Source organism: Sciscionella marina DSM 45152, assembly GCF_000379465.1.
GTDB classification, from domain to species: Bacteria; Actinomycetota; Actinomycetes; order Mycobacteriales; family Pseudonocardiaceae; genus Sciscionella; species Sciscionella marina.
Genome location: NZ_KB905392.1, coordinates 611,189 through 637,188 on the forward strand (window position 1 = coordinate 611,189; position 26,000 = coordinate 637,188).

31 protein-coding genes are annotated in these 26,000 nt (G+C 70.5%); 11 read left to right on the forward strand and 20 right to left on the reverse strand.

Features of this window, described 5'->3' with window-relative positions; translation table 11 throughout:
- Positions 1 to 3 precede the first annotated feature (3 nt).
- Together A37U_RS0119965 and A37U_RS0119970 are read left to right on the forward strand one after the other, a co-directional pair.
- Positions 4 to 912 (forward strand): LysR family transcriptional regulator, encoded by a 909-nt coding sequence (locus tag A37U_RS0119965; protein WP_020498438.1) that lies wholly within the window; start codon positions 4 to 6, stop codon positions 910 to 912.
- 5 nt (positions 913 to 917) lie between these two features.
- Entirely contained in the window at positions 918 to 1,358 is a 441-nt protein-coding gene (locus A37U_RS0119970; RefSeq protein ID WP_020498439.1) for a nitroreductase family deazaflavin-dependent oxidoreductase, read from the forward strand.
- Here the strand turns inward: A37U_RS0119970 and A37U_RS0119975 are convergent.
- A complete protein-coding gene (locus A37U_RS0119975) occupies positions 1,307 to 2,821 on the reverse strand; it encodes a leucyl aminopeptidase family protein (RefSeq protein ID WP_020498440.1) in 1,515 nt (504 codons plus the stop codon). The genes A37U_RS0119970 and A37U_RS0119975 overlap by 52 nt on opposite strands.
- Positions 2,822 to 2,962: 141 nt before the next feature.
- Positions 2,963 to 3,133, reverse strand: a complete 171-nt coding sequence (locus A37U_RS0119980; RefSeq protein ID WP_020498441.1) for a DUF3117 domain-containing protein — start codon at positions 3,131 to 3,133, stop codon at positions 2,963 to 2,965.
- Between the two features lie 121 nt (positions 3,134 to 3,254).
- Here A37U_RS0119980 and A37U_RS0119985 point away from each other — a divergent pair, with 121 nt between their 5' ends.
- Positions 3,255 to 4,040, forward strand: coding sequence for an enoyl-CoA hydratase-related protein (locus A37U_RS0119985; protein ID WP_020498442.1), 786 nt, complete (start codon positions 3,255 to 3,257; stop codon positions 4,038 to 4,040).
- Between the two features lie 36 nt (positions 4,041 to 4,076).
- On the opposite strand, the gene A37U_RS0119990 is transcribed toward A37U_RS0119985, so the two are convergent.
- From A37U_RS0119990 to A37U_RS0120000, 3 genes are all read right to left on the reverse strand, one after another.
- Complete coding sequence (locus tag A37U_RS0119990; protein WP_020498443.1) at positions 4,077 to 4,646, reverse strand: DNA-3-methyladenine glycosylase I; 570 nt, start codon at positions 4,644 to 4,646, stop codon at positions 4,077 to 4,079.
- Positions 4,639 to 4,950, reverse strand: coding sequence for a DivIVA domain-containing protein (locus A37U_RS0119995; protein ID WP_020498444.1), 312 nt, complete (start codon positions 4,948 to 4,950; stop codon positions 4,639 to 4,641). The genes A37U_RS0119990 and A37U_RS0119995 overlap by 8 nt, the downstream gene beginning before the upstream one ends.
- Positions 4,951 to 5,017: 67 nt before the next feature.
- On the reverse strand, positions 5,018 to 6,001 hold the full coding sequence (locus tag A37U_RS0120000) for a glucosyl-3-phosphoglycerate synthase (protein WP_063712810.1): 984 nt from the start codon (positions 5,999 to 6,001) through the stop codon (positions 5,018 to 5,020).
- On the opposite strand from A37U_RS0120000, the gene A37U_RS0120005 reads away from it, so the two are divergent.
- Entirely contained in the window at positions 5,978 to 6,640 is a 663-nt protein-coding gene (locus A37U_RS0120005) for a lysophospholipid acyltransferase family protein (RefSeq protein WP_020498446.1), read from the forward strand. The two genes, A37U_RS0120000 and A37U_RS0120005, sit on opposite strands and share 24 nt — an antisense overlap.
- A 6-nt stretch (positions 6,641 to 6,646) precedes the next feature.
- On the opposite strand, the gene A37U_RS0120010 is transcribed toward A37U_RS0120005, so the two are convergent.
- From A37U_RS0120010 to dapE, 3 genes are all read right to left on the reverse strand, one after another.
- Positions 6,647 to 7,207, reverse strand: coding sequence for an LOG family protein (locus tag A37U_RS0120010; protein ID WP_020498447.1), 561 nt, complete (start codon positions 7,205 to 7,207; stop codon positions 6,647 to 6,649).
- The gene (locus A37U_RS0120015; RefSeq protein WP_026197403.1) at positions 7,207 to 7,989 is read right to left on the reverse strand and encodes an LOG family protein; all 783 of its coding nucleotides are present in this window, start codon (positions 7,987 to 7,989) and stop codon (positions 7,207 to 7,209) included. Before A37U_RS0120015 ends, A37U_RS0120010 begins: the two co-directional genes overlap by 1 nt.
- 91 nt (positions 7,990 to 8,080) lie before the next feature.
- Complete coding sequence (gene dapE, locus A37U_RS0120020; protein ID WP_020498449.1) at positions 8,081 to 9,154, reverse strand: succinyl-diaminopimelate desuccinylase; 1,074 nt, start codon at positions 9,152 to 9,154, stop codon at positions 8,081 to 8,083.
- An 85-nt stretch (positions 9,155 to 9,239) separates the two neighbouring features.
- On the opposite strand from dapE, the gene A37U_RS0120025 reads away from it, so the two are divergent.
- From A37U_RS0120025 to A37U_RS0120035, 3 genes are all read left to right on the forward strand, one after another.
- Positions 9,240 to 9,680 carry a hypothetical protein gene (locus A37U_RS0120025; protein WP_157182901.1) on the forward strand — a complete coding sequence of 147 codons (441 nt, stop codon included), beginning with the start codon at positions 9,240 to 9,242 and terminating at the stop codon, positions 9,678 to 9,680.
- A gap of 213 nt (positions 9,681 to 9,893) precedes the next feature.
- Positions 9,894 to 10,865, forward strand: a complete 972-nt coding sequence (gene dapD / locus A37U_RS0120030) for a 2,3,4,5-tetrahydropyridine-2,6-dicarboxylate N-succinyltransferase (RefSeq protein WP_020498451.1) — start codon at positions 9,894 to 9,896, stop codon at positions 10,863 to 10,865.
- Between the two features lie 10 nt (positions 10,866 to 10,875).
- Complete coding sequence (locus A37U_RS0120035) at positions 10,876 to 11,799, forward strand: CHAD domain-containing protein (RefSeq protein ID WP_020498452.1); 924 nt, start codon at positions 10,876 to 10,878, stop codon at positions 11,797 to 11,799.
- Positions 11,800 to 11,807: 8 nt separating this feature from the next.
- Here A37U_RS0120035 and A37U_RS0120040 read toward each other — a convergent pair whose 3' ends face one another.
- Positions 11,808 to 13,145 (reverse strand): FAD-binding oxidoreductase, encoded by a 1,338-nt coding sequence (locus A37U_RS0120040; protein ID WP_020498453.1) that lies wholly within the window; start codon positions 13,143 to 13,145, stop codon positions 11,808 to 11,810.
- Between the two features lie 45 nt (positions 13,146 to 13,190).
- On the reverse strand, positions 13,191 to 14,624 hold the full coding sequence (locus A37U_RS0120045; RefSeq protein WP_020498454.1) for an FAD-dependent monooxygenase: 1,434 nt from the start codon (positions 14,622 to 14,624) through the stop codon (positions 13,191 to 13,193).
- A gap of 69 nt (positions 14,625 to 14,693) precedes the next feature.
- Here A37U_RS0120045 and A37U_RS0120050 point away from each other — a divergent pair, with 69 nt between their 5' ends.
- Positions 14,694 to 15,311: a TetR/AcrR family transcriptional regulator gene (locus A37U_RS0120050; protein WP_020498455.1), complete on the forward strand. Its 618-nt coding sequence runs from the start codon at positions 14,694 to 14,696 to the stop codon at positions 15,309 to 15,311.
- Positions 15,312 to 15,322: 11 nt separating this feature from the next.
- Positions 15,323 to 15,667 (forward strand): YidH family protein, encoded by a 345-nt coding sequence (locus tag A37U_RS0120055; protein ID WP_020498456.1) that lies wholly within the window; start codon positions 15,323 to 15,325, stop codon positions 15,665 to 15,667.
- Positions 15,668 to 15,676: 9 nt separating this feature from the next.
- Here the strand turns inward: A37U_RS0120055 and A37U_RS0120060 are convergent, their stop codons facing one another.
- The 3 genes from A37U_RS0120060 to fdxA are packed head-to-tail and all read right to left on the reverse strand — an operon-like array spanning position 15,677 to position 17,681.
- Positions 15,677 to 16,282: a nucleotidyltransferase domain-containing protein gene (locus A37U_RS0120060; protein ID WP_026197404.1), complete on the reverse strand. Its 606-nt coding sequence runs from the start codon at positions 16,280 to 16,282 to the stop codon at positions 15,677 to 15,679.
- Positions 16,279 to 17,358: a succinyldiaminopimelate transaminase gene (gene dapC / locus A37U_RS0120065; protein ID WP_020498458.1), complete on the reverse strand. Its 1,080-nt coding sequence runs from the start codon at positions 17,356 to 17,358 to the stop codon at positions 16,279 to 16,281. Before dapC ends, A37U_RS0120060 begins: the two co-directional genes overlap by 4 nt.
- A complete protein-coding gene (gene fdxA / locus A37U_RS0120070; RefSeq protein WP_020498459.1) occupies positions 17,355 to 17,681 on the reverse strand; it encodes a ferredoxin in 327 nt (108 codons plus the stop codon). Before fdxA ends, dapC begins: the two co-directional genes overlap by 4 nt.
- A 161-nt stretch (positions 17,682 to 17,842) precedes the next feature.
- On the opposite strand from fdxA, the gene A37U_RS0120075 reads away from it, so the two are divergent.
- Positions 17,843 to 18,568, forward strand: coding sequence for a GNAT family N-acetyltransferase (locus tag A37U_RS0120075; protein ID WP_020498460.1), 726 nt, complete (start codon positions 17,843 to 17,845; stop codon positions 18,566 to 18,568).
- On the opposite strand, the gene A37U_RS51665 is transcribed toward A37U_RS0120075, so the two are convergent.
- The 5 genes from A37U_RS51665 to A37U_RS0120100 are packed head-to-tail and all read right to left on the reverse strand — an operon-like array spanning position 18,565 to position 22,349.
- Positions 18,565 to 18,723: a hypothetical protein gene (locus A37U_RS51665; RefSeq protein WP_020498461.1), complete on the reverse strand. Its 159-nt coding sequence runs from the start codon at positions 18,721 to 18,723 to the stop codon at positions 18,565 to 18,567. The two genes, A37U_RS0120075 and A37U_RS51665, sit on opposite strands and share 4 nt — an antisense overlap.
- Before the next feature lie 18 nt (positions 18,724 to 18,741).
- A complete protein-coding gene (locus tag A37U_RS0120085) occupies positions 18,742 to 19,437 on the reverse strand; it encodes a hypothetical protein (RefSeq protein WP_026197405.1) in 696 nt (231 codons plus the stop codon).
- The gene (locus A37U_RS0120090) at positions 19,430 to 19,804 is read right to left on the reverse strand and encodes a hypothetical protein (RefSeq protein WP_020498463.1); all 375 of its coding nucleotides are present in this window, start codon (positions 19,802 to 19,804) and stop codon (positions 19,430 to 19,432) included. The genes A37U_RS0120085 and A37U_RS0120090 overlap by 8 nt, the downstream gene beginning before the upstream one ends.
- On the reverse strand, positions 19,801 to 20,652 hold the full coding sequence (mshB, locus tag A37U_RS0120095) for an N-acetyl-1-D-myo-inositol-2-amino-2-deoxy-alpha-D-glucopyranoside deacetylase (protein WP_020498464.1): 852 nt from the start codon (positions 20,650 to 20,652) through the stop codon (positions 19,801 to 19,803). Before mshB ends, A37U_RS0120090 begins: the two co-directional genes overlap by 4 nt.
- A 50-nt stretch (positions 20,653 to 20,702) precedes the next feature.
- Positions 20,703 to 22,349 (reverse strand): ABC transporter family substrate-binding protein, encoded by a 1,647-nt coding sequence (locus A37U_RS0120100; protein ID WP_020498465.1) that lies wholly within the window; start codon positions 22,347 to 22,349, stop codon positions 20,703 to 20,705.
- 98 nt (positions 22,350 to 22,447) lie between these two features.
- Between A37U_RS0120100 and A37U_RS0120105 the strand changes: the two genes are divergently transcribed.
- A complete protein-coding gene (locus tag A37U_RS0120105; RefSeq protein WP_020498466.1) occupies positions 22,448 to 23,452 on the forward strand; it encodes a 1-aminocyclopropane-1-carboxylate deaminase in 1,005 nt (334 codons plus the stop codon).
- Here the strand turns inward: A37U_RS0120105 and A37U_RS0120110 are convergent.
- A complete protein-coding gene (locus A37U_RS0120110; protein ID WP_020498467.1) occupies positions 23,410 to 23,892 on the reverse strand; it encodes a DoxX family protein in 483 nt (160 codons plus the stop codon). The genes A37U_RS0120105 and A37U_RS0120110 overlap by 43 nt on opposite strands.
- A gap of 101 nt (positions 23,893 to 23,993) precedes the next feature.
- Positions 23,994 to 25,928 (reverse strand): translational GTPase TypA, encoded by a 1,935-nt coding sequence (gene typA / locus A37U_RS0120115; protein WP_205622959.1) that lies wholly within the window; start codon positions 25,926 to 25,928, stop codon positions 23,994 to 23,996.
- Between the last annotated feature and the right edge of the window lie 72 nt (positions 25,929 to 26,000).

A 26,000-nucleotide genomic window follows, 5' to 3' on the forward strand; every position in this document is an offset into this window, starting at 1 on the left:
CTGGTGGACTCTTCCCCGGAACGGATCGCGGCCGAGCTCACACCGCGACTGGCCCTGCTGGACGCTGTGCGCAGGTACGGCAACCTCACCGCTGCCGCCGCGGACATCGGCATCCCGCAGCCGACCGCCAGCCGCTGGCTCGCCGCCATCGCGCAGACCTGCGGGGTCGACCTGGTGGCGCGCAGTGGCAGGCGCATCGAACTGACCCGCGCCGGGCACGCGCTCGCCGAGGCCGCGTCCACGGCGATCACCGCGATGGGCACCGGGGCCGCGCGCGCGATCGAGGCGGCCGATCCGGAGCAGGGGCACGTGGTGTTCGCCTTCCTGCACACCATGGGCCAGCGTAAAGTGCCCGAGCTGCTGCGGGATTTCCGCGCCGCGCATCCCGGGGTCCGGTTCACCCTCACCCAGGATCCGCACGAGGTGATGCTCGAGGAGGTGCGGAGCGGCACCGTGGATCTGGCCCTGACCTCCCCGCTGCCGGGCGCCGATCCGGAGTTCGAGACCGCGCCGCTGTTCAGCGATGAGCTGGTGCTCGTGGTCGGCGAGCAACACCGGTTCGCCGAGCACGAGCGGGTGCGGATGGCGTGGTGCCGTGGCGAGACCTTCGTGTCCACCAAGGCCGGCTACGGGTTGCGCGGCATCACCGACCGGTTGTGCGCGGCTGCCGGGTTCACCATGCGTCCCGCCTTCGAGGGCGAAGAGGTGGACACCGTACGCGGACTGGTCGCCGCCGGGCTGGGCATCGCGGTACTTCCGGCGCGCGAGGACGGACCGCTGCCGGGGACCGTGGAATGTCTGCTCGCCCCGCGATGCTGGCGCGAGGTCGGACTGGTCTCCTCCACCCGGCGGCCGCTTTCTCCTGCCGCGCGCCGATTCCGCGACTGGGCACTGACCCGCCGGGTACCGTGAGCCGCATGGATCCGCTTGCCATCGTGGACAAGGCCTGGCCGCTCGCCAGGCACATCGCGAACCTGCACGCGCTCGCCTACCGGCTCACCGGAGGGCTGATCGGGCACCGATCCCCCGTACCGACGCTGCTGCTCGAGCACACCGGCGCGAAAAGCGGGGCGCGCCGCCAGTCCCCGCTCGCCTATTTCCGGGACGGGGACGATCTGGTGGTGGTCGCGAGCAAGGGCGGCTACCCGCAGCATCCCGCCTGGTACCACAATCTGCGCGCCAACCCGGAGACCACGGTGCGGGTGAAGGACCGGACGATCCCGGTGCGCGCCCGCACGGCGAACCCCGAGGAACGAGAACGCCTCTGGCCGGAGGCAGTACGGCACAACCGCTCCTTCGAGCTCTATCAGCGCCGCACGGACCGGGAGATCCCGGTCGTCCTCCTCGAACCGGTCTGACCGGCCAGCTCACCGGCGAACTTCACCAGAGTGCGCGCGGCGAACCCGGTCGCGCCGATGTTCACCTCGTCGTAGCCCTTCTCGGCGCGTGCGGCCCCGGCGATGTCCAGGTGCGCCCAGGGCACTCCGCCGGTGAACTCGCGCAGGAACATCGCCGCCGCGATCCCACCGGGCCCGCCCGGTGCCTGGTTGAGGTCGGCGAGCCCGGCGCGCAGGTCGATCTCCTCCTCCTCGACGAACGGCAGCCGCCAGAACCGTTCCCCGACGTACTCACCCGCGGCGAGCAACCGTTCGGCGAGCTCGTCCTCACTGGCGAACAGTCCGCCGGTACGCACCCCGAGGGTGGCCTTCATCGCGCCGGTCAGGGTCGCCACGTCCACGATCAGGTCGGCGCGGTGGTGCCGGACGGCGTAGCCGAGCGCATCGGCGAGCACCATCCGTCCCTCGGCGTCGGTGTTCGCCACCGCGGTGGTGGTCCCGTCGTAGTGCCGCACGATGTCGCCCGGCCGGTAGGAGCTTCCGGAGAGGTGGTTCTCCGCGAGCGGCACCAGACCGGTCACCCGCAGCGGGATACGCAGCGCCGCGATCGCCCGCAGCGCGGCGATCACCGCACCACCGCCGGCCATATCGGTGCGCATCCAGTGCATGCCCTCGGCGGGTTTGAGGGAGATTCCCCCGGTGTCGAAGGTGATGCCCTTGCCGACCAGCACCAGGTGTCGTCCGGTGACCCCGCGCGGACGCCAGGCCATCTCCACGAGCCGCGGCGGGGTCGCCGAGCCGCCGCCGACGGCGAGCACCCCGCCGAAGCCCTTGGCCTCGAGCCACTGCTCATCGCGCACGGTGACCCGCAGCCCGGGGTTGCCCGCGAGCTCCTGTTCGGCCTGCCCGGCCAGCCACGGTGGGTTTTTGATGTTCGCGGGAACGCTGGCGAAGTCCCTGGCGAGCGCGGTCGCCTCGGCGTGCCGGGTGGCCTCGGTGACCGCCGCGGCGAGTTCGGCGGAGGCTTCCTCGGTCGCGGTGACCAGGCGCAACCGTTCCAGGCTCGGCGGCGGGGTCTCGGTGCGCAGGGTGTACCGGTGCCCGCCGAGCAGGACACCGAGCACGAAGGCGGCCGCCGCCTCGGGTTCCATGGTCTCGGGCAGCCGCACCTGCAGTCCACGGGGGACCCGCCGTCCGGCCTCGTCGTCCTCGGCGAGGCGGGTGTTGACCGTGCGCACCAGGGCGGCACCGGCCGCACGCCAGTCACCGGGCCGCCCCGCACCCACGCCCAGTGTCCAGGCGTAGTCCGAGTCGGCGATGGCCAGCACCTCACCGGTCTTGCCGGTCGGGCGCAGTGCCGTCACCCAGTCCGGTGCGAGTCCGGCACCCGCACCGGAGAGGTCCGCGAGCGGATCCCCGGACCCGAGCACGGCAACGGTCGCGACCACGGGGAGTCTGGACTCGGCGAGCTCGACCTCGATCAACGAAACCTCCTCGGTGCGGGCAACGAGGCACCCCGGTCCCAGAAGGGCGAACCGGGGTGTCTCGTTTCCCGCTGTACTATCTCGGCTCCTCGTGCGGTGCCCACCGGAACAACGGCAAGCACCGGACACCGTCCCGGCGAGCTATTTGTCGACGACGGGGTCGAGTGCTGCCCAGAGCGACGATGCCTCGTCTGCGGTCATTTCGACGACGAGGCGCCCACCGCCCTCCAGCGGTACGCGCATCACGACGCCCCGCCCCTCTTTCGCCACCTCGAGGGGACCGTCACCGGTCCGGGGCTTCATGGCCGCCATAACGTGCTCCCTCCGTCTTATGATCGACACCGGATCGCCGAGGGTGACGATCGATGGTGCGACTATTCTTCCCCATCACCAATGGCCGGTGAAAACCGACTCGACGCTACGGAGGTCAGCAGTGCCGGATCTGCTCATCGACGACACCGAGAACGTCCGCACGCTCACGCTCAACCGCCCCGATTCGCTCAACTCCCTGACCAGCGCGCTCAAGGAAGAATTGCGGGACGCGCTGCGCGCCGCGGCCACCGACGACTCGGTCCGTGCGGTGGTGCTCACCGGCAGTGGCAAGGCGTTCTGCGCGGGCCAGGATCTCAAGGAGCACGTCGAGCTGCTCGGCTCCGGGGACGAGGCACCGTTCCGCACCGTCGAGGAGCACTACAACCCGATCGTCACCGCGATCACCACGATGCCCAAGCCGGTGATCGCGGCGGTGAACGGCACCGCCGCCGGTGCGGGCGCCTCGCTCGCCTATGCCAGCGATCTGCGCATCGCGGCCGCCTCGGCGAAGTTCGTGCTCTCCTTCGGCAACATCGGCCTCTCCGCGGACTCCGGCGCCTCGTTCACCCTGCCGCGGCTGATCGGCTACGGGCGCGCGATGGAGATGATGCTGCTCGGCAAGCCGGTGGACGCGGCCCGTGCGCTGGAGATCGGGATGGTCACCGAGGTCGTCGCGGACGATTCCCTCGCGCGCACGGCGACCGGACTGGCCGCCCGGCTCGCCGCGGGTCCCACCACCGGCTACGGGCGGATCAAGGAGTCCATGCGCACCGCGGCGGGGGCGGACCTGCAGGCCAGCCTCGAGGTCGAGCACCAGATCCAGAACGAGCTCGGTGAGACCAGCGACCACCGCGAGGCCGTGGAAGCGTTCGTGACCAAGCGGAACCCGAAGTTCACCGGGCACTGAGCGATCCGGGCGGCCGGGGCGCTCAGGACGGGGCGGTCAGGCCGCTGCGCGGTGGCAGCCGTGCAGGTGGTCGTCGACCATCCCGGTCGCCTGCATCAGCGCGTAACTGGTCGTCGGCCCCACGAAGGCGAAGCCACGGCGCTTGAGTTCCCGGGCCATGGCCTTGGATTCCTCGGTGACCGCGGGGATATCGGCGACCCGGCGCGGGCGGCGGCGTCTGCCCGGCGTGAACGACCACAGCAGGGCGTCGAGCTCCCCGTCCAGCTCGAGCACCGCCCGCGCGTTCCCGATCGCCGCGTCGATCTTGGCCCGGTTGCGGACGATGCCCGCGTCGGCGAGCAGGCGCTCCCGGTCGGCGTCGGTGAACGCGGCCACCCGATCGGGATCGAATCCGGCGAACGCGGTGCGGAAGGCCTCCCGCTTGCGCAGGATCACCGCCCAGGAAAGCCCGGACTGAAAGGCTTCCAGACACAACCGCTCATACAGGGCCTGCTCGCCGTGCAGCGGGCGGCCCCATTCGGTGTCGTGGTACTCGGCCATGTAGCCGCCCTCGCCCGCCCAGCTGCAGCGCCGCAACCCGTCCTGGCCGGTCACCAGGTCAGCCATGGTGGGCGTCCTCCCTGCTCTGCTGCCCGGTGTTCTCCAGCTCCGCGCGCAGCTGGTCGACCTCATCGGCGAGCCTGCTGATCACCCAGTCCACTTCGGACATCCGGTAACCGCGCAGCGCCTGCTGAAAGCGCACCGCGCGGGCATCGGTCCCGGCGATCCTGTCCACCGGCAGCCTGGTCGGCGAGGATCCGGGCGGCAGCGGGGCGAGTTCCTCTCCCCTGCCGAACACGAACACCGCGATCAGATAGACGACGGCCGCCACGAGCAGCAGCACGAGCAGATAGATCAGCGCGGTGGTCATCGCAGCGGTCCCTTCCCGGATGGCTCGGTCTTCCCGGGTGGCACGGCGGTCATGGCTGGCACGGCGGTCATGGCGTCGATCGTGGCATGCCCGCGCGCAGACTCGCCATCGGCGGGCGCTCGGCGAGTTCGATCTCGGTGTGCTCGGCCAGCCATTCCCCGCCGAGCTGCACGAACTGCGGAAAGCTGACCGGGTCGACGCCGTGGCCCACCCTGGCCAGCGCGGTGCCGAGGATCTGCCGCGCGGTGATCCCGAGCTCCAGCAACGTCCGGTGCCTGTGCTTGCGCACCCCGAGGTTGACCTGGGCGATCCCGCTCAGCCCGTAGCGGGAGTGCGCGTCGAGCAGCAGCCCGATCTCCACTCCGTAACCGACCGCGAACGGAACCGCCTCGGCGAAATCCCTGCGCAGCGCGTACTCCCCGCCGAGTGGCTGCACGATCCCGGCGAGTTCCGGGCGCAGCGCGTGCAGCACTGGCCGGGCCAGCAGTTCGGTGACCCGCCCGCCGCCGGTGTCCTCCTCGTGGGTCTCCAGGCGCAGCGGACGCCGGTAGAAGCCCTTCACCAGGTGCACCTGGTCATCGGTGAACAGCGGGCCGAGCAGCGCGGGTACGAATGCCGGATCCGGATCCACCAGATCGGCGTCGAGGAACACGAGGAAGTCCCCACTGGTCGCCGCGAGCGAGCGCCACAGCGCCTCCCCCTTGCCGGGGAGCGGTTCCAGCTCGCCGAGTACCTCTTCGCGGCGCACCACGCGGGCGCCTGCCCGGGCGGCACGGGCCGCGGTCTCGTCGGTGGACCCGGAGTCGAGCACCACGAGCTCGTCCACGAGCGAGCCACACCACGGTGTGACGGCTGCAACAACTCCGGCGACGGTCTCCTGCTCGTCCAGCGCGGGAAGCACCACGCTCACGGTGCGATTCCCTTTATGGCGCAACAGTTCTTCCGGCGTCCACACCGGCCGCTGCCACGTGTGGGTCGCGAACCACTCGGTGTAGGGCACGGTTGCCGATAGTGCCACACTGGCCGGGTGCTGCAGTGGCTCATCCGTCATACGCTCCGCCCGCTCGCCCATGCCGTCTACCGGCCGCACATCAGCGGGGCGATCCCGCCGAGGGGTCCGGTGATCCTCGCCGCCAATCACCGCTCCGCCATCGACACCGCCGCGCTCTCGCTCGCCGTGCGCAGGCCGGTCGCTTTTCTCGGCAAGGCGGAGTACTTCGAGGGCACCGGGCTGCGCGCCAAGATGCTCGCCGCCTTCCTCGGCGCGCTCGGCTATGTACCGGTCGACCGGGGCAACGCGCACGCCGCACTCTCGGCGCTGAGCGCGGCGCGCACCGTGCTGGACAGCGGCGGCGTGTTCGGGATCTACCCGGAGGGCACCCGTTCGCTGGACGGAAAGCTGCATCGCGGGCACACCGGGGTCGCCTCGCTGGCGCTGGCCACGGGCGCGGTGGTCGTTCCGGTCGCGCTCAGCGGAACCGAAAAGGTGCAGCCGATCGGTACGAAGCTGCCCCGGCTGGCCAGGATCGGCGTGCGATTCGGCGAACCGCTCGACTTCGCCCGCTACGACGGTCTCGAGCAGTCACCGGCGATCCGGCGCGCGGTGACCGACGAGATCATGTACGCGATCCACGAGCTCTCCGGCCAGGAATACGTGGACTCGTACCACAAACTGCCCGACGCCGCCTGAGGGCGGTCAGGCGAATTTCCCCTCCGGCGGGGCGTAGTCGGTGAATTTGTCCACCAGCACTGCCGGATCGGGATCCACCAGCAGCATGTCGCGGTGTTTCTGCCGCAGGAAACCCTGCTCGACCATGTGATCGGCGAACCGCAGCAAATGCGTGTAGAAACCGTCCACGTCCACCAGGCCGATCGGTTTCTCGTGCAGCCGCAATTGCCCCCAGGTCCACACCTCGAAGAATTCCTCGAGGGTCCCGATTCCGCCGGGAAGGACCATGAATCCGTCGGAAAGCTCGGCCATGCGCGCCTTGCGCGTGTGCATGTCCGGCACCTGCTGCAGTTCACTGAGCCCGGGGTGCGAGATCTCCACGGACACCAGGTGGTCCGGGATCACCCCGATCACCTCGCCGCGCCCGGCGAGCGCTCCGTCGGCGACCGCGCCCATGGTGCCGATGGAAGCACCGCCGTAGACGAGGCCGATTTCCTTGGCGGCCAAGGTCTTCCCGAGTTCGGTCGCCACCTCGAGATAGCGCTCGCCGTTCCCGGCCGAGGAACCGCAGAACACACAGATCCGCATCAGTGCACGTCCTCCCACGCTTGGTATGACTCCTGCACGACGCGTACCGCGTCGTCGATCGAATCGGTAAGATACAGCAATCGCGCGTCCGCGTCACCGATTTTCCCGGCATCGAGCATCGTCGTGATTATCCACTCGTAGAGGCCGCGCCAGTATTCGCTGCCGAACAGCACGACCGGGAATTTTGTCACCTTTTTGGTCTGCACGAGTGTGAGCGCCTCGAACAATTCGTCGAGGGTTCCGAAACCGCCGGGAAGGCAGATGAATGCCTGCGCGTACTTCACGAACATCGTCTTGCGCGTGAAGAAATACCGGAAATTGACCCCGAGATCCACCCAGGGATTGAGCCCCTGTTCGAAGGGCAGCTCGATACCGAGCCCGATGGAGAATCCGCCCGCTTCCGAGCAGCCCCGGTTCACCGCCTCCATCGCCCCCGGCCCGCCGCCGGTGATCGCGGCGAACCCGGCCTCGGCGAGCGCGGCGCCCAGTTCCCTGCCGGTCTCGTACTCGGGGTGCTCGCGCTTGGTGCGCGCCGAACCGAACACAGTGACCGCGGCGGGCACCTCGGCGAGCGCGCCGAACCCCTCCACGAACTCCGCCTGGATGCGCAGCACCCGCCAGGGATCCGTGTGCACCCAGTCGGTCGGCCCGCGCGAGTCGAGCAGCCGCTGATCGGTGGTCGTCGGCTCGGCGTAACGCGAACGGCGCAGCGTCACCGGCCCGCGCTGGCGTTCGCGCGGTCGCTCGTCTTCGGATCCGTGTCCGTGTACAACTTCAGCCACGCCTGCCGAGTCTATTCTCCCCGGTCGCCGCTACCTTGCGCGCACACGCTGACACGGGAATGCGCACACGAATTCCCGGTGAACTCGGGCCTCAGCCGAAGCAGTACTCGCGCAGCACCCGCGCGCATTCGGTGATCTGGCTCGCGTACGCGTGCTCCTGTTTGGTGTGCGCGAGCGTGGGGTCACCCGGCCCGAAGTTCACCGCGGGCATGCCGAGCGCGGCGAACCGGGCGACATCGGTCCAGCCGAGCTTGGCGCGTGCCCCGCCCGCGGCCTCGACCAGTTCGGCGGCGGCGGGGGCGGTGAGCCCGGGCAGCGCGCCCGGTGAGACGTCCACAAAGGACAGTTCGTGCCCGGCGAACACCTCGCGCAGGTGGTTCTGCGCGTCCTGGACCCCGCGATCGGGGGCGAACCGGAAGTTCACCGCGAGCACGCACTCGTCCGGGACCACGTTGCCCGCGACCCCGCCGCCGATGCGCACCGCCTGCAACCCTTCCCGGTACTCGCAGCCGTCGATCTCCACGGTGCGCGCCCGGTAGTCGCGCAGCGTGGCGAGCACCTCCGCGGCGCCGTGGATCGCGTTGCGCCCCATCCAGCCGCGTGCGGTGTGCGCCCGTTCCCCGGTGAGCGTGATCTCGAAGCGCATGGTGCCCTGGCAGCCGGCCTCGATCACGCCGTCGGAGGGTTCGCCGACCACCGCGAGATCACCGTGCAGCCATTCGGGAAGTTCGCGTTCGATGCGGCCGAGGCCGTTGCGCGCGGCGTCGACCTCCTCGCAGTCGTAGAACACGAAGGTCAGGTCCCGCAGCGGGGGCCGCTCGGCGGCGAGCGCGGCCAGGTGCAGTAGCACCGCGTCCCCGCCCTTCATGTCCACGGTCCCGCAACCGTGCAGCACCAGGTCCTCCCCCGAACCGGTGCGGCGCACCGGAAGGTTCTCGTTGACCGGAACGGTGTCCAGGTGCCCGGCGAACACCGTGCGGCTGCCGAGCCCGAACGAAGTCCTCGCCAGTACCGCGTTCCCACTGCGGCGCACCTCGAGACCGGGCAGCTGCAGGGCGGCGTGCACCGCGTCGGCGATCTCCTCCTCCGCACCGGAGACGCTGCGAATGTCCACCAGTGCGGCGGTCAGGTCGACGGGATCACTGTGCGGGTCGAGGAAGGCCATATCGGGCAACCGTACTGGCATGCCGCGCGCCGGTACCCGGGCCCCGGTGCGTACCGTGGACCGCATCCGAAAGGAGTCCCACCCGATGCGTCGAGCGACCGTCTTCCTCGCGGGTCTCGCCCTGCTGCTCACCGGTTGCGGCGGCGTGGGCAGCGGCGGCACCGCACCGCACCAGCAGCACAACACCGATCCGGTCGCGCTGCGCGGCAAACTCGAGGCGATGATGGCCGACGAGTGCTTCACATCCGACCCACGCAAGGTCTACCCCGCGTGCAACAAGTTCTTCGTCGAACTGGTCGGGACCGCCAACGCGGTCAAGGACGCGCTGCCCGGGAAACCGGCCTCGGTGCGCGCCGCCTCGGACAAGCTCGGCAAAGGGATGCACGCGTACAACGCGAACCAGTGCGGTCCGGCGGACAAGCGGATCATCCCGAGCAAAACGGATGTCTGCGCGACGGCACTGCAGACCACCCGGGCTGGCATGCAGAACGTCTACGATCAGCTGTACCCGGCGCCGGGCAAGTAGGAGCACGCCTGGCGACCCCATGTCCTGTTGCGCGAGGCCAGGTCGGCGCCTCGCGGCGTTGTCGTCAGTCGCCAGAACCCCGCTGTGACTGCTTCCTCCACCTTGCCGATCTCGGGCGCGGGTGCCCCGTAGGACACCGCCGATCTGTGTCCCGTTCGCGACGGACGAGGGGCCCCAGACGCACTCCAGCCCAACCAGCTACCGTTTCCTACCGTGACTGCCGAAACTGCGAGCGCGCACGGCGTCGGCCTGGCCACCATCGCCGACGACGGTTCCGTGCTGGACACCTGGTACCCCGCACCCGCCCTCGGCGCCGGAGCGGACGCGAAGGCCGGGACCACCCGGCTCTCCCCGAGCGAGACCGAGAGCGAACTCGGCGCGGCGGGCGCGGGGCTGCTCGGCGAGGACACCTCCCGCGAGGTGACCGTGGTCGCGGTACGCACGGTGATCACGGATCTGGCCGCCGCTCCGGTGGACGCGCATGACGTGTATCTGCGCCTGCACCTGCTCTCGCACCGTCTGGTCGGCCCACGCACGATCAACATGGACGGGGTGTTCGGCAAACTGTCCAATGTGGTCTGGACGAACCACGGACCGTGTCCGGTGGACGGTTTCGAGGCGACCCGGCTGCGGCTGCGGGCCAAGGGCGCGGTGACCGTGTACGGAGTGGACAAGTTCCCGCGCATGGTCGACTACGTCACCCCGGCCGGGGTGCGGATCTGCGATGCGGACCGAGTCCGGCTCGGCGCGCACCTTTCCCCGGGCACCACGGTGATGCACGAGGGCTTCGTCAACTACAACGCCGGCACCCTCGGCGCCTCGATGGTCGAGGGACGCATCTCGGCCGGTGTCGTGGTGGGCGACGGTTCGGATGTCGGCGGCGGGGCCTCGATCATGGGCACCCTCTCCGGCGGCGGCAAGGAGGTCATCTCCATCGGGGAGCGCTGCCTCATCGGCGCCAACGGCGGGGTGGGCATCTCGCTCGGTGACGACTGCGTCGTGGAGGCCGGGCTGTACGTCACGGCGGGAACCAAGGTCACCCTCCCGGACGGCACCATCGTCAAGGCCCGTGACCTCTCGGGGAGCAACCTGTTGCTGCGCCGCAATTCCGCGAACGGCGCGGTCGAGGTCGTACACCGGGAAGGCGCCGTCGTGGAGCTGAACGAGGCCCTGCACGCCAACTAGACTGGCGGCCATGGACATCCGGACGGTGCGCGAGCGGCTGGGCGAACCGGCCGAGCAGACCAAACAGGCCGGGGTGCCCGGTCATGTCCACGCCACGCTGGACCGCAGGCTGCACGATCTGCTCGACCACGACCCGGGNACCAGGGACGGTTCGGATCCCGAGGACCTGCACCAGATGCGGGTCGCGGTGCGCCGGATGCGTTCGGTGCTCGGGGAGAACAAGGCGAGCCTCGACCCGGAGTGGACCGATGAGCTGCGCGCCGAACTGGGCTCGCTCGGCCGCGCACTCGGACCGGTCCGCGATCTCGATGTGCTCATCGAACGCTTCCGGGCGCACATCGCCGAGCTCCCCGAACCCGATCGGCGGCCCGCGCGCGCCCTGGTGACCAGGCTTTCCCGGCGCCGCGGTTCGGCACGGCGGCGGATGCTGGCCGCACTCGACGCGCCGAGCTACCCGGCCCTGCTCGCGAGGCTGGTGGACACGGTGAACACCGGGGTGCCCGTGCGCCAGGAGAAGAAGACTAAACCAGCCAAGGCCGTCACAGCCAAGGATGTACTCATCAGGCCACACCGCAAGCTGCGCCGCGCGGTCGACGCGCTCGGCCCCGAGTCGGCGGACGAGGACCTGCACGCGCTGCGCATCAAGGTGAAGAAACTGCGCTACGGCACCGAGATGATCCGCGCGACGGCGGGCAAGCCCGCGAAGCGCGCGGTCCGGGCGGCCGCCGAACTGCAGGACATCCTCGGCGAGCACCAGGACGCCTGCGTCGCCGAGGAGGAGATCCGCGCCTTCCTGCCGAACGCGGACCCGGCAGCCGCCTTCGCGGTCGGCCGGATCGCCGAGCGCGAGGAGGCGGGCAGGCGCGCCGCCCGGGACGCCTGGCATCCGGCCTGGCTCAAACTGGACGAGGCGACCCGGGTACTGCTGCGCTGACCGGCCGCTCAGCTCACCCGGATGGTGTGGTTGTGCCGGAACAGGTTCTCCGGATCATGGGCCGCCTTGAGCGCGGCGAGCCGCGCGTACCGGGCCCCGTACCCCGCGCGCACCGTGTCCTCGTCGAGCTCGTCGAAGGTGAACCCGAGCCCCGGCCCGAGCGCGGCGGACTCGAAGGGAGCGAGCGCGTCCCGGTGCATCGCGCGCACCGATTCGGCCTGCCCCGGCTCGACCGGGGACAGCACACCGAGCAGATACCTCGCCTCCCGGTGCGGAACCGCGTTGTCCACCGGCTCGGCGAGTGCCCCGCCGAGATGACGCAGCTGGGTCACACACATCACCGGCTGCTCGGGACCACTGAGCTCGGCCAGTGCCCGCGCCGCGGCCGGGTCGACCGCACTCAGCAAGCGGTTCGCCGAACGATACGCGTGCGGCTGACCGGGCTCGGCGAACACCGCGCCGGATTCGGTGTAGGGCAACTCGCGCACCGTGTCGAGCACCTGTCCCGGCAGCGCACGCAACGGCGCCAGGATCCGCTCAGCGTCCTCGGCCTCCTCCAGCAGCGCCAGCTGTAGCTGGGCGATCCGCTTGCCGCGCAACGGTTCCGGGACGCCGTCGAAGTCCGGGAAGGGCAGCATCGCCAGCGCGGAGGTGACGGTCCTCGGCACCGTCTCGGTCCAGCGAAGCCACTCCTCGATCACATCCGGGCTGTGTTCCAGATCCAGGTAGAGCACCCCGCCGTAGAGCCGGTGCACCGGCATCAGCCCGATCTCCATCGCGGTGATCACACCGAAGTTGCCCCCGCCGCCGCGCACCGCCCAGAACAGCTCATCGCCCTCGGTGAGGCGCAGCGCCGCACCGTCCGCGGTGACCAGTTCGACCGCGCGCACGTGATCGGCGGCGAACCCGTAACGGCGGGCCAGCAGGCCGATTCCGCCGTTCGCCGTGTAGGACACCGCGCCGACTCCGGGGAAGCTGCCGGACAGCGGGGCGAGCCCGTGCGGGGCGCTCGCCTCGATGACCTGCCGCCAGGTGACGCCCGCCCCGATCCGCGCGGTCCGGGTCGCCGGATCGATGCTGATCCCGGTCATCGCCCGGGTGCTGATCAGCACCGCGTCCTGAGCGGCCGAGGTCAGTCCGTGCCCGGTGGCCTGTACGGCGACGCTGAGCCCGTGCGCGCGGGCATAGCCGATGGCTTCCCGGACGTCCTGTTCCCCGTGCGCGGCGACGACGAGTTCCGGGCGGTGCGGGTCGAGCAGCTGGAAACCGGTGCGCTCTTCGTCGTAGCCCGGCTCCCCGGGATGCAGCACCGGGCAGGTCGTGGTCAGGTCTGTTTTCTCGGTCATATGGCCACGCTATGCCGACTTGCGGACAGAGAATGTCCGCAAGACTCAGGAATTCGGCGCGATCCAGCGCAGGTACTTGCCCGCCTCGTCCGCCGAAGTACCCACATAACCGAGGTAGCCGTCCGGGCGAACCACGAGCACCGCTCCGTGCTGCGCCGCATAGTGCGGGAGTTCGCCGTCCACGCGGTAGGCGTGCTCGCCCAGTGTGTCCACCTCCACTCCGAAGCCGAGCACGAGCGGATGCGGCCCGCGCAACGCGTCGAACAACCGCTCCCCGTGTTTGGTCACCAGCAGGCCATCCGGTGCCCGGTCGCCCCCGCGCAGTTCGCCGAGCGGAACACCGTGCTGCACCGACAGGACACTGTCCCGGTAGTCGAGCCCGAGCTGCTGCACATCCTCGCCGCGTTCGAGGGCGTCGTCCTCGCCGTTCTCGTACTTCGCCATGATCCCGGTGGACAGTTCGAGGACCTGGCGCGCGATCGGCAACCGCTCGGCCTCGTAGCTGTCCAGCAGGACCGGATCCGCGCCGGAGAGCACCGCGGCGAGTTTCCAGCCAAGGTTGTACCCGTCCTGTACCCCGGTGTTCAGGCCTTGCCCGCCGGTCGGCGGGTGCACGTGCGCGGCGTCCCCGGCCAGGAACACCCGCCCGTCCCGGAACCGCTCCGCCATCCGGATGTTCGGCCGCCACACGGTGCTCCAGGTCAACCCGGACAGTTCGGCCGTGCCACCCGCGGCGGCGAGCGCCTCGCGCAGCTGCTCGAGGCCCGGTTCGTCGACCTGGCGATCGAGCGGGGCGCCGAACTGGAACAACTCGGTGCCCGGCAACGGGGTGAGCGCGACCCCGCCCATCGGGTCCTCGGACGGGGCGAACCAGTACGCCGCCGAACGGTCCAGCCCTTCGGCGCGCACATCGCCGAGGAGCATCCGGAAGTCCTCCCGGGTCGTGCCCGCGAACCCGATGCCGAGCTGTTTGCGGACCACGCTGCGCCCGCCGTCCGCGCCGATGAGGTAGTCGGCCTCGAATTCCTCGCACTGTCCACTGTGTACAAGAACGGCCGAAACACCGTGCGGTGACTGGGAAAACTCCGTCAGCGCGGTACCGAACTCGACCCGCACCCCGAACTCGGCGAGCCGCTCGCGCAGGATCAGCTCGGTGTGGAACTGCGGGCAGAACCACCCGGTCGGATAGGGCAGCGCGGCGGTGGGCTCGCGCATCGGGAACAGCTCCTGCTCCCCGGTCAGCACGCCGCCAAGGTAGACGCGGGTGGGCAGCGGCGGCCCGCCCTCGGCCAGCACCCGCGGCGCCACCCCCAGATCGTCAAAGACCTCCAGAGTCCGCGGCTGCAGCCCGTCCCCGCGCGAACCGTTGAACGGACGCTCGGCCGCGTCCACGATCCGCACCGAACATCCGGTTCTGGCAAGGGAGATCGCCGCGGTGAGCCCGGTGGGACCGGCGCCGGCGATGAGAACCTGGGACACGTCAACTCCTAGTGAATCTATATTCAGTGAATTAATATTCAGCATGCCCGACTGCTAGGCTCGCGTCAAATGGAAAGCCGGAAGGTTCGGGCCGAGCAGACCGAGGCCGCACTGAAACAGGCCGCGCGGCGGGTGTTCGCCGAGCGCGGCTACCTCAACACCAAGATCACCGACATCACGGCGGCCGCGGGCCGCGCGGCGGGTTCCTTTTACAACCACTTCCGCGGCAAGGAAGAAGTGCTCTCGGCGCTGCTCACCGATCTGTTCGACGAGGGCGATGACCGGGTCCTCGATCCGGAATCCGGGCACAGCTCGGACTTCACCGATCCGGCGGCCATCCGCTGGCACATCGTGGCCTGGTGGGACTTCAGCGAGGCCAACGCGGACCTGCTCGCCGCGCTCGAGCAGGCCTCGCTGATCAACGAGGAGTTCGGGATCCGGCTGCGCGAACTCATCAGCGAGCAGCAGAGCGATCTGCTCGGCCACCTCGGCGCGGTCACCGCGGCGGGCGGCGAGTTGCCCGGGGAACCGACCGCGGTGATCAGCGCGATCTACGACATGTGCGCGCAGTTCCAGGAAAGCTGGCAGCGCAGCGCGGGATTCGGTGGCACGGTCTCCCGCGCCGAGGGGATCGAACTGCTCACCACATTCGTCCACCGCGGCCTGAACGCCCGCAGCACCGGCTAGGCTTTCCCGCCATGGGCCAGCCGAATCCGCAGCCGGGCAACCCGTACGACAACAACGCACCGAACCCGTACCAGCAGGCACCGCCGCAGCAGGGAACACCGGCCGGGCAGAACCCGTACGAGGCGCACTACGGCGGACGTGTTCCCACCCCGGTCCGGCCGCGCCATCCCGCCCGGGCCGTGCTCAGCAGCCTGCTCCCGATCGCCATCGGGATCGCCGCGCTCGTCTTCCTGGCCAAGGGTCAGGTCACCGGCGGCACGGAGGCCGAGTACGGGGTCGGCGTGTTCGGTGGCCTGTTCATCCTGATCGGCGTCGTGCTGATCGTCGTGGCCACCGTGCGCTACCGGCGCCGCTAGACAGCGCCGCTAGACCTGGCGCAGCGGCGCGAGCCAGGGATGGCCTGCGCCGTAGTTCGCCACGATGGCCCCGGCCAGCCAGCCCCGCGCGGCCGGGCCGAGCAATCCCGCGACCGCGGCGAAGTCGCTCTCGTCCCGTGCCCGTGGCCGCTGCGCCTTGTAGAACAGCCCGATTTCCGGGGCCAGATAGGGAATGCCCTGCGCGGTCCACGCGCCGAGCCTGGCACTGTTCCTGCGCAGCCGGGAATCCCGGCGGGAAACCCAGTCGGCGCCATCCGACTCGTCGAGCATGACCTGGATCCGCCATGGCCCGCCCGGACGGCGGCACCAGATGTCGTGCACTCGCGGGCCGAGCCACTCCCCTTCCCGCCACGGGCGCAGGGTTCCCGGCGGGTCGGCGGCGCAGAGCTCCCAGTCACCGAGCAGGCGAGGGAGTTCACTCTGATCGCGGCGCAGCAGGAGCACGTCGATGTCCCCGTGCGCGCGCAGCGGACGGCCCACGGCGAGCTCGATGCCGTAACCGCCCGCGATCCACCACGGCACCCGCAGCGGGCGCAGCAGCTCGGAGAGTTCCTCCGGGGTGCACGGTTCCCAGGGGCCGAAGGGATCGCTCAGGACAGCCGTCCGGCCGCGGCCTCGATGCGCTCATCGCTCGCGGTCAGGCTCACCCGCACGTGCCGGTCCCCGCTCGGCCCGTAGAAGGTGCCGGGCGCGACCAGAATGCCCAGTCCGGCCAGGCGCTCCACGGTCCGCCAGGCGTTCTCGTCCGCGCTCGCCCACAGGTACAGGCCCGCGGCCGAGTGTGTGATCTCGAAGCCCGCCGAGGTGAGTGCTTTCCACAGCCGCTCGCGGCGGGCCCGGTAGCGCTCCCGCTGTTGCGCGATGTGCTCATCATCGCGCAACGCGGCGAGCACGGCGTGCTGCACCGGATGCGGCATGATCAGCCCGGCGTGTTTGCGGATCTCCAGCAGCCGGGCGACCAGTTCCGGGTCCCCGGTGACGAACCCGGCCCGGTATCCGGCGAGGTTCGAGGTCTTGGACAGCGAATGCACGGCGAGCAGTCCGGTGTGGTCGCCACCGCACACCTCGGGGTGCAGCACCGAGACCGGTTCGGACTCCCAGGGCAGGCCGAGGTAGCACTCGTCGGAGGCGACGACCGCGCCGCGGTCCCGCGCCCAGTCCACGGCCGCCCGCAGTTCCCCGACGCCCGCGACCCGTCCGGTCGGGTTCGCCGGGGAGTTCAGCCACACCAGCGCGGGCCGTACCGCACCGAGCGCGGTGACGTCCTCGGCACGCAGCACATCCGCCCCGGCGAGGCAGGCCCCCACCTCGTAGGTCGGGTAGGCGAGCCCCGGGATCACCACGGCGTCGTCCGCGCCGAGCCCCAGCTGGGCGGGCAACCCGGCGACGAGCTCCTTCGAGCCGACCGTCGGGAGCACCGCATCTTGCCCGAGGCCGGTGATGCCGAACCGGCGCTGCAGCGCGGCTACCGCGGCCTCGCGCAGCTCGCGGGTGCCGTGTGTGGCCGGGTAACCGGGCAGGTTCGCCCCGGCCTGCAGGCCTTCCCGGAGCACCGCGGGCACCTCGTCGACGGGAGCGCCGACCGAGAGGTCGACGATCCCGTCCGGGTGCGCGGCCGCGGTGCGCTGGTGCGGGACGAGGCTGTCCCAGGGAAAGTCCGGCAGCCTCATTCGTCGTGTTCTTGCGGCGGGAGGCTCGTCACCGGCTCGACGTCCTTGTCCACCTTGCCGACCTTCGAGGCGCCGCCCGGGGAACCGAGCTCGTCGAAGAAGTCCACGTTCGCCTTGGTGTACGCGGCCCACTGGTCGGGCACGTCGTCCTCGTAGTAGATCGCCTCGACGGGACACACCGGCTCGCAGGCGCCGCAGTCGACGCACTCGTCCGGGTGGATGTAGAGCATCCGGGCGCCTTCGTAGATGCAGTCGACCGGGCATTCCTCGATGCAGGCCTTGTCGAGGAGGTCAACGCAGGGCTCGGCGATCACGTACGTCACTTGAACTCTCCTGCTTGTCGGGTTCGCACAGATGCGAGACTACGCGTCCGGTGCGAAGTCATACTCTCGTGGCTACCGCCTATTCAACTACGGTGCCCTGGCTCACAGTCGGTAAGGACCCCCTTCCAGGGCCGGACAACCGATCAGGAGCAGGACGAAGAGTGCACGCCGAGACCATCGAATCCGCCTGTGCCGACATGTGGCCCGCCGTTCAGGAACGCCCGCTCGGCCGGTGGCGGCTGCGCGCGGCGGGCGGATTCACCGGGCGGGCGAACACCGCGCTCGTCCTCGGGAGCCCTGGGATGCCCACCGGGGCAGCGCTGAAGCGGGTGCGCGCGTTCTACTCCGGGCACGGCCTCGCGCCGAAGCTCCAGGTGATCGCCGGCGCCGCGGTCGAACCCGAGCTGCGTGCCCTCGGCTGGCGCACCGACCCGGAGCACTGCGGGGACTCCGGGGTCGTGGTACTGCTCGGCCCGCTCAGCTCCGGTGCGGTCCTCGGCGGGGTACACCCGGAACCGCCGCGGACCTGGTGGCCGCTCACGATCGGTGCCACCGGACCGGATCCCGCGCAGCGGCAGGTGCTCACCGGCTATCCGCGCACCGGGTACGGGCTCATCGAGGACGGGGACGCGGCGCTGGCCGTGGCGCGCGCCGCGGTGCACGGCGAACTGCTGCACATCGCCCGGCTCGCGGTGGCGCCGGAGCAACGCCGCCGCGGACTGGCCAAGGGCCTGCTCGGCGCGCTGTACCGGTGGGGAGCCGAGCAGGGCGCGCGGCACTGCGTGCTCCAGGTGGACACGGCGAACACCGCGGCGCTGCGGCTCTACGGTGGTCTCGGTTACCACGAGCACCACCGGTACCGGTACTGGATACCCGCCGCCGCCTAGCCGTGTGGTTTCTTGGGCGGCGTGCGCAGGTCCCCGACGATGCGCATCCGCGGCGCGCCTTCTTTGCCCTGTTCGGTCTCCTCATTGTCGAAGAGTTCCTTGAGCTCCTTGACGGTGTCGCCGTTGTGCCGCTCGTCCTGTCGTTTGATGGACATACGCCAACACTAACCTGATCAGGCGTGATTGCGCTCGATCCAGCGCAGCGCCTTCCGGGAGGCCCGCTTGAGCCCGGAACGCTCGCCGAGATAGCCACCGAGCACCCCCACCACGGGGATGAGCCCGACGGCGCGGTGATACCAGCGGCCGCGTGGCCGGCGTTCGAGTTCGGCACCCGCAGCGAGCAGCGCGCGGCCCAGCCGGTAGACGGCGCGGGCCGCGGTACGCACCGGGGCACGGTGTTCGGTCCCCTCCCGCAGCTCCGCGGTGCGCTCGTCCTCGTCGTGCCGCTGCCCGCTGGCCAGTTCGGCACTGATCTCGCGGCCGAACAGCACCGAGCCGAGCAGCCGCACCCTGGTCGGGGTGTCGGTGATGCCGTGTTCCCCGGCGATCGCGCACAGCAGCAGCCCCTGCGAGGCGGCGCCGACCGCATCGGTGACCGGAAAGCGCTGCGCGAGCGCGCCACCGAGGCCCGGGATCGCCGCCACGATCGTGGTGAACCGGCCGACCCGGTTGACCCACCAGTCGGTACGCCGCCGCGGGGTCATCGCCCGCCAGGCCTCGGTGCCCGGCATGTGCACCCGCGCCAGCCGGTCGGCCACCCGGGCACCGAACGGGTCGGCCTCGCGCAGCCGGTCGATCAGCGGGGCGCAGGCGCGCACGAACGGGCGCAGTACCCCCACGATCGCGGCATCCGGGATCGCCTCAGCCACGAGCACGCACCGCGTTCCCGAGCGCCCCGCCGAGCGCGACGGCGGCGGGCAGCAGACCGAGGGCGAGCAGCGCGAGGGCGCGCCAGTCCTGGATGAGCACCCGGTCCCCGCCCGGACCGGTGAGCCCGACACCGAGCACCACGCCCAGCCACACCAGCAGCGGGGCGGCGGCGCCGACCGTGGTCGGCACCAGGGCTGCGGCCCTGCGCACCAGCAGCGGCAGGGTCACTGCGGCGAGCAGCGCGGTCACCGGCAGCGGGATCACCCCGGCGCGCAGCGGCAGGAAGAACAGTTCGAGCAGGGCGAGCAGCACGGAGTCGAGCAGCAGCAGGCCGAACTCGAACCGGACGGCGAGCTTCTCGCTCATGACAGGCCACCGAACAGGTCACCGTCCAGTCCCGCGCGGTCTCCCTTGGCGAGCACGTAGAACTCCGAACCGAGCACCGGCGCGGCGATCCCGTTGGACAGGGCGTAGCTGCACTCCCCTGCCCCACTGCCCTGCCACACCGAGACCTGGGTGGCGTGTGCCCGCAGCGCGGACAGTTTCGCCGGAATGTGGTTGGTGACGTCCACCGCCACGTCGATCCGCTCGTCCTCGGTGAGGTGCAGTTCGTCCTCGGCCGGCAGACGGTACGGCAGTCCGGCCAGTTCGCGCAGCCCGCGCAGCCCCGCCTCGGTCTCCGCGCGCGAGTTCACCGTGTGGAACACTCGGGCCACCCCGGATTCCTCCCCGGTCGCGGCCATCGCGATCTCGCTGGCGCGGATGTGGTCCGGATGCCCGTAACCGCCGATCGCGTCGTAGCCGATCACGACCTGCGGGCGCAGTTCGGCGATCACCTCGGCGAGCGCGGCGGCCTGCTCGTCGAAGGAACCGCGCACGAAACACCGCGGATGCTCGTTCGCCGGATCCCCCACCATGCCCGAATCCCGCCAGCGCCCGATCCCGCCGAGGTAGCGGTGCTCGGTGACGCGCAGCGCGGCACAGGCCGAGCGCAGTTCGCCCATGCGGTAACCGCCGAGCTGATCGGCCCGGTCCGCGGCCAGACCGGCGAGGGCGTCCGGGATGATCTCGCCCTCCTCACCGAGCGTGCAGGTCACCACGGTGACGTGCGCACCTTCGGCGGCGTACTTGGCGATCGTGCCTCCGGTCCAGATGCTCTCGTCATCCGGGTGCGCGTGCACCAGCAGTAGTCGTCTCGGATCGGTCAAGGTCACGCCGCAAGCCTACTGCCCGTGACCACTCCGGCGTCGGCGTGCCCGCGATCTCAGCGCCGGCTGCGCTTCCAGTCCGGCGCGCTCGGGAACGGCGCGACCGCGGCCGGATCGGTTCCCACGTTCTCGATCCCGGACCGGATCGCGAGCAGATCGGTCACCTGGAACAGCGGGATCGCCAGGGCTCGCTGCCAGATCCCCTTCTCGATCCCGGGCAGCGCATCGGCGAGCAGTTCGTCCCCGCGCACCACCTTGTCGATCCGCGGCTGCAGATCACGCAGGCAGACCTGTCCGGGGTTGTCCGGGTACGGCGTGTTCGTGCCCGGCTGGTTCCCCGGGCAGCCGTACCAGCCGGCGAGGGCACTCGCCGGGTCGCTGCCGGTGGTGCGCGGGGCGACGAGCAGCTGCGCCTGATCCTTCTCGTCCGCGGCCTGCAGCGAACCGTAGAGCTGCTCGGCGCCCGGGGTGCTCAGCTTCGCCGGGATACCCGCCTTCTCGAGTTCGCTGACGGCCTCCTTGGCGATGCTCAGATACGGCTCGGTACCGGCGGCGGCGACCACGGTGATCGTGGGCAGCGACCAGGTCCCGGAACCTTCGCGGTACCCGGCCGAGCTCAGCTTGCTGCGCACCGTCGCGTACGCGGGCCGCGCCCCGGGGGCGTCCCCGGGCATGGTCGAGCGGTATCCGGGCTGCGAAGGGGCGAGGGTGAGCGCATCGGCGCGGGCCGAACGGTCCCCGCCGCCCGCCTTGATCAGCTTCGTCCGGTCGAGCGCCGCGGCGACGGCGGTGCGCACCCGCTCATCGGCGAGCGGGCCGACCGGGCGCAGGTCGATCTGGGCGACCGCGTCCCTGGGCAGCGCCACGGTGCGGGCCGTTGATCCGAGTCCGGCCAGTGCCTTCGCGGTACCGCTGTCCGAACTCACCGCTGCCAGCTGCGAGTCGTCGGTGCGCAGCGCGCTCACCGCGTCGTCGATGCCCGAACGGCGGATCATGATGTGCCCGATCCCGGACGGGCGAGCCCAATAGCGGTCGTTGCGGTCCAGCATGATCTCGCCGCGGCCCCGATCCAGGCTGCCCAGCATGTACGGGCCCGCCGATGCCGGATAACCGTCGCTGAGCGCGGAATCCCAGCCGCCCGGCGCGTCTTTGAGGATGTGCCCGGGCAACAGGTTGTCGAACAGCGAACGCCAGCCGGGATAGGGCTTGGCGAACCGCACCCGGACCACCCGGCCGCCGTCCTCGGTGCCGATATCGGTGATCAGCCGGTACCCCTCGGGGTTAACCACACCGGGCTGGCTGATCATCTGGTCGCGCAGATAGAGGAAGTCCTCGGCGCGCACCGGAACCCCGTCGGACCAGGCGGCGTCGGTGCGGATCGTGTAGGAGACGGTGAACGGATCGGCCGAGGTCACCTCCGCCGACTCCATGACCGTGCGGTCCAGTTGCGGGCTGCCGTCCGCGGCCGGGCGGAACACCGACGGCAGCATTCCCGTGGCCAGCGCGGTGGTCAGCGTGGACTGATCGGCGATCCGGTGCGGGTTGAACCCCTTGCCGAACCGGTCCACCCCGAAGACCACCTGGTCCAGATCGGTCGGTTCGGCCGCGCTGTGCTGTTTCGGCGGAGCGGAGACCAGGGGCGGTGGTGGGTAGTTCGTGCACGCCGCGAGCAGGCCGAGCACGGCGAACAACACGCACGCCACGCGTAGCCTCGATCTGCGGTGCCCGGTTCTCATCGTGTTCGAAGCCTGCCAGAGCGCGTGTACGGCCGCCGCCTCGGCCCGTGCGTAGCCTGCACGGCATGCGCATCGACGAGTTTCCCCGCCACCCCTTGTTGTTCGGACCGTCCCCGGTGCACCGGCTCGACCGGCTCAGCGATCACCTCGGCGGGGCCCGGATCTGGGCCAAGCGGGAGGACTGCAATTCCGGGATCGCCTACGGCGGCAACAAGACCCGCAAGCTCGAGTACCTGCTCGCGGACGCGCTCGCCAAGGGCTGCGACACGCTGGTCTCGATCGGCGGGGTCCAGTCCAACCACACCCGTCAGGTCGCCGCGGTCGCCGCGCATGCCGGGCTGAACTGCGTTCTGGTGCAGGAGCAGTGGGTGGACTGGCCGGACGCGGTCTACGACAAGGTGGGGAACATCCTGATCAGCCGGATCGCCGGGGCGGATGTGCGGCTGGTGCGGGCCGGTTTCGACATCGGCATCCGGGAGAGCTGGCAGCAGGCGCTGCGTGAGGTGGAGGACTCCGGCGGGGTCCCCTACGCCATCCCTGCCGGTGCCTCGGATCATCCGCTCGGCGGTCTCGGATTCGCCAACTGGGCGGCCGAACTCGCCGGGCAGGAACGCGAGCTCGGCGTCTTCTTCGACACGATCGTGGTGTGCTCGGTGACCGGCAGCACCCAGGCCGGGATGCTCGCCGGGTTCGCCGCGCTCGGCGGACCGCGGCGCCGGGTGATCGGCATCGACGGCTCGGCCAAACCGGAACAGACCCGCGCGCAGATCACCCGGATCGCCGAGGACACCGCGACGCTGCTGGACACCCGCCTCGAGCAGGAGGTCGTCCTGGATGAGCGCTACCACGCGGGCACCTACGGCATCCCGGACGAAACCACCCTGGAGGCGATCCGGCTCGCGGCGCGCACCGAGGGGATGCTCACGGATCCGGTCTACGAGGGGAAGTCCATGGCCGGGCTGATCGAACTGGTGCGCCGCGGCGAGATCGGGCCGGACAGCACGGTGCTGTACGCCCACCTCGGTGGTCAGCCCGCGCTCAACGGGTACTCCGGGCTGTTCGACCGCTGAGCCACCGCCCGGGTGCCGCCGCGCACACGCAGCCACCCACCGAGCGCGGCGGCGCCCGGGCCGAACACCGCGAGCAGCAGGAAACACCAGGAGTACAGCGCGGCGGGCTCCCCCATGTTCTGCAGCGGGGCGAGTCCCACCGGCTGGTGCACGGTGAAGTAGGCGTAGGCCATCATGCCCGAGCAGAGCACCGCGGCCGGGCGGGTCGCCAGGCCGATCCCCAGGAGAACCGCGGTGACCAGCTGCACGAGGATCACCCACCAGTCGAAGGTGAACGCCTCGATCGCGCCGCCGTGGCCGTCCACGCCGCCGAACAGACCGAACAGGCCGAGTAGCGCGTGCAGCAGGTACAGCAGCGCGATGACCACGCGAAACGCGGCGAGCACCCAGCTCCGCGCATCCGGTCCGGTCGCCTTCTCCCGCAGAATCCCGATATCCATCCTCATGCTCCGTTCATCCGGTTCCGGTCACTGTTACCGGTGCGTCGAACGGAGCGGCAGAGGATCGACACCCCGCGTGGGGGAGTTTCGCGCGTTGACCGTTAACCCTGCTTCGAGCGGGAGCGGGCCTTCGCGCGTTCGGTCGCGGGCAGGATCACCTTGCGCACCCGGATCACCTCCGGGCCGACCTCGACGCACTCGTCGCCGGAGCAGAACTCCAGGGCCTCCTCGAGGCCGAGCTTGCGCGGCCGGGCGAGGCGCTCGAGCTCATCGGCGCTCGAGGAACGCATGTTCGTGAGCTTCTTCTCCCGCGCGATATTGATGTCCAGGTCCTCGGCCCGCGGGTTCTCCCCGACCACCATGCCCTCGTAGGCCTGCCAGCCGGGTTCCACGAAGAAGGAGCCGCGGTCGGCGAGCTGCATCATCGCGTACGCCGTGATCTGGCCCGCCCGGTCGGCGACCAGCGAGCCCGAGTGCCGGGTGCGGAACTCGCCCGCCCATTGCCGGTAGGAGTCGAACACGTGGTTGGCGATCCCCGCGCCACGGGTCTCGGTGAGGAATTCGGTGCGGAACCCGATCAGCCCGCGCGCCGGGATCACGTACTCGACCCGCACCCGCCCGGACTCGTGCCCGCCCATGGTCTCCAGCTGCCCCTTGCGCGCGGCCACGAGCTGGGTGATCGCGCCCAGGTACTCCTCCGGGGCATCGATGGTCAGGTACTCGTAGGGCTCGTGCCGCTTGCCGTCGATGATCCGCTCGACCACCTGCGGCTTGCCGACGGTGAGCTCGAAACCCTCCCGGCGCATCTGCTCCACGAGCACCGCGAGCGCCAGCTCCCCACGCCCGCGCACCTCCCAGATGTCCGGGCGCTCGGTGGGCAGGACCTGCACGCTGACGTTACCGATCAGTTCCTGATCCAGCCGCGCCTTGACCATCCGCGCGGTCAGCTTCTTGCCGCCGCCCTTCCCGGCCAGCGGCGAGGTGTTCACGCCGATGGTGACCGAGATCGCCGGCTCGTCGACGGTGATGCGCGGCAGCGGCTTCGGGTCCTCCGGATCCACGAGGGAATCCCCGATGGTGATATCCGGGATCCCGGCGATGGCCACCAGGTCACCCGCACTGGCCTGCTCGGCGGGCACCCGGTCGAGCGCCTCGGTGACCAGCAGTTCGGAGATGCGCACCCGCTGGGTGGAGCCGTCCGCACGGGACCAGGCCACCGACTCGCCCTTGCGCAGGGTCCCGGCGTAGATCCGGCACAGCGCGATCCGGCCGAGGAAGTTCGACGCGTCCAGGTTGGTGACCAGCGCCTGCAGCGGAGCGTTCGCGTTCCCGCGGGGGGCGGGCACGTGCTCGAGCAGCACCTCGAACAGCGGGTCGAGGTTCTCGTTGTCCGGCGCATTGCCGTCCTCGGGCGCCTCGAGGCTCGCCCTGCCTTCCCGGGCCGAGGCGTAGATCACCGGAAGGTCGAGCACCGCGGCCACGTCGATGCTGCCGGCACCTTCTGTGTTCTCGCTCTCGGCGGCCAGTTCGAGCAGCAGGTCGTGGGTTTCCTCGACCACCTCGGCGATGCGCGCGTCCGCCCGGTCCACCTTGTTCACCACGAGCACCACCGGCAGGTTCGCGGCCAGCGCCTTGCGCAGCACGAACCGGGTCTGTGGGAGCGGCCCCTCGGAGGCGTCCACGAGCAGCAGCACCCCGTCCACCATGGACAGTCCGCGCTCCACCTCACCGCCGAAGTCGGCGTGCCCCGGGGTGTCGATGACATTTATCACCACGTCACCCTGCTCGGTGACGCGGCGGACCGCGGTGTTCTTGGCGAGGATCGTGATCCCCTTCTCCCGCTCGAGCTCACCGGAGTCCATGACCCGGTCGACCGGTTCGGTGCGCGCGGAGAAGGCACCGGACTGGCGCAGCATCGCGTCGACGAGCGTGGTCTTGCCATGGTCGACGTGCGCGACGATGGCGACATTGCGCAGGTCGGTGCGGATGTCGGCATCCGCTGCCTGGTGCGCGGTGGACACGGTTGCTGTGGACACGCGAGTACTCCCCGGTGAATTCGCTGGCTTACTCAGAAATTTCGGACGATGGCCTGCCCCCACGGGGTGGCC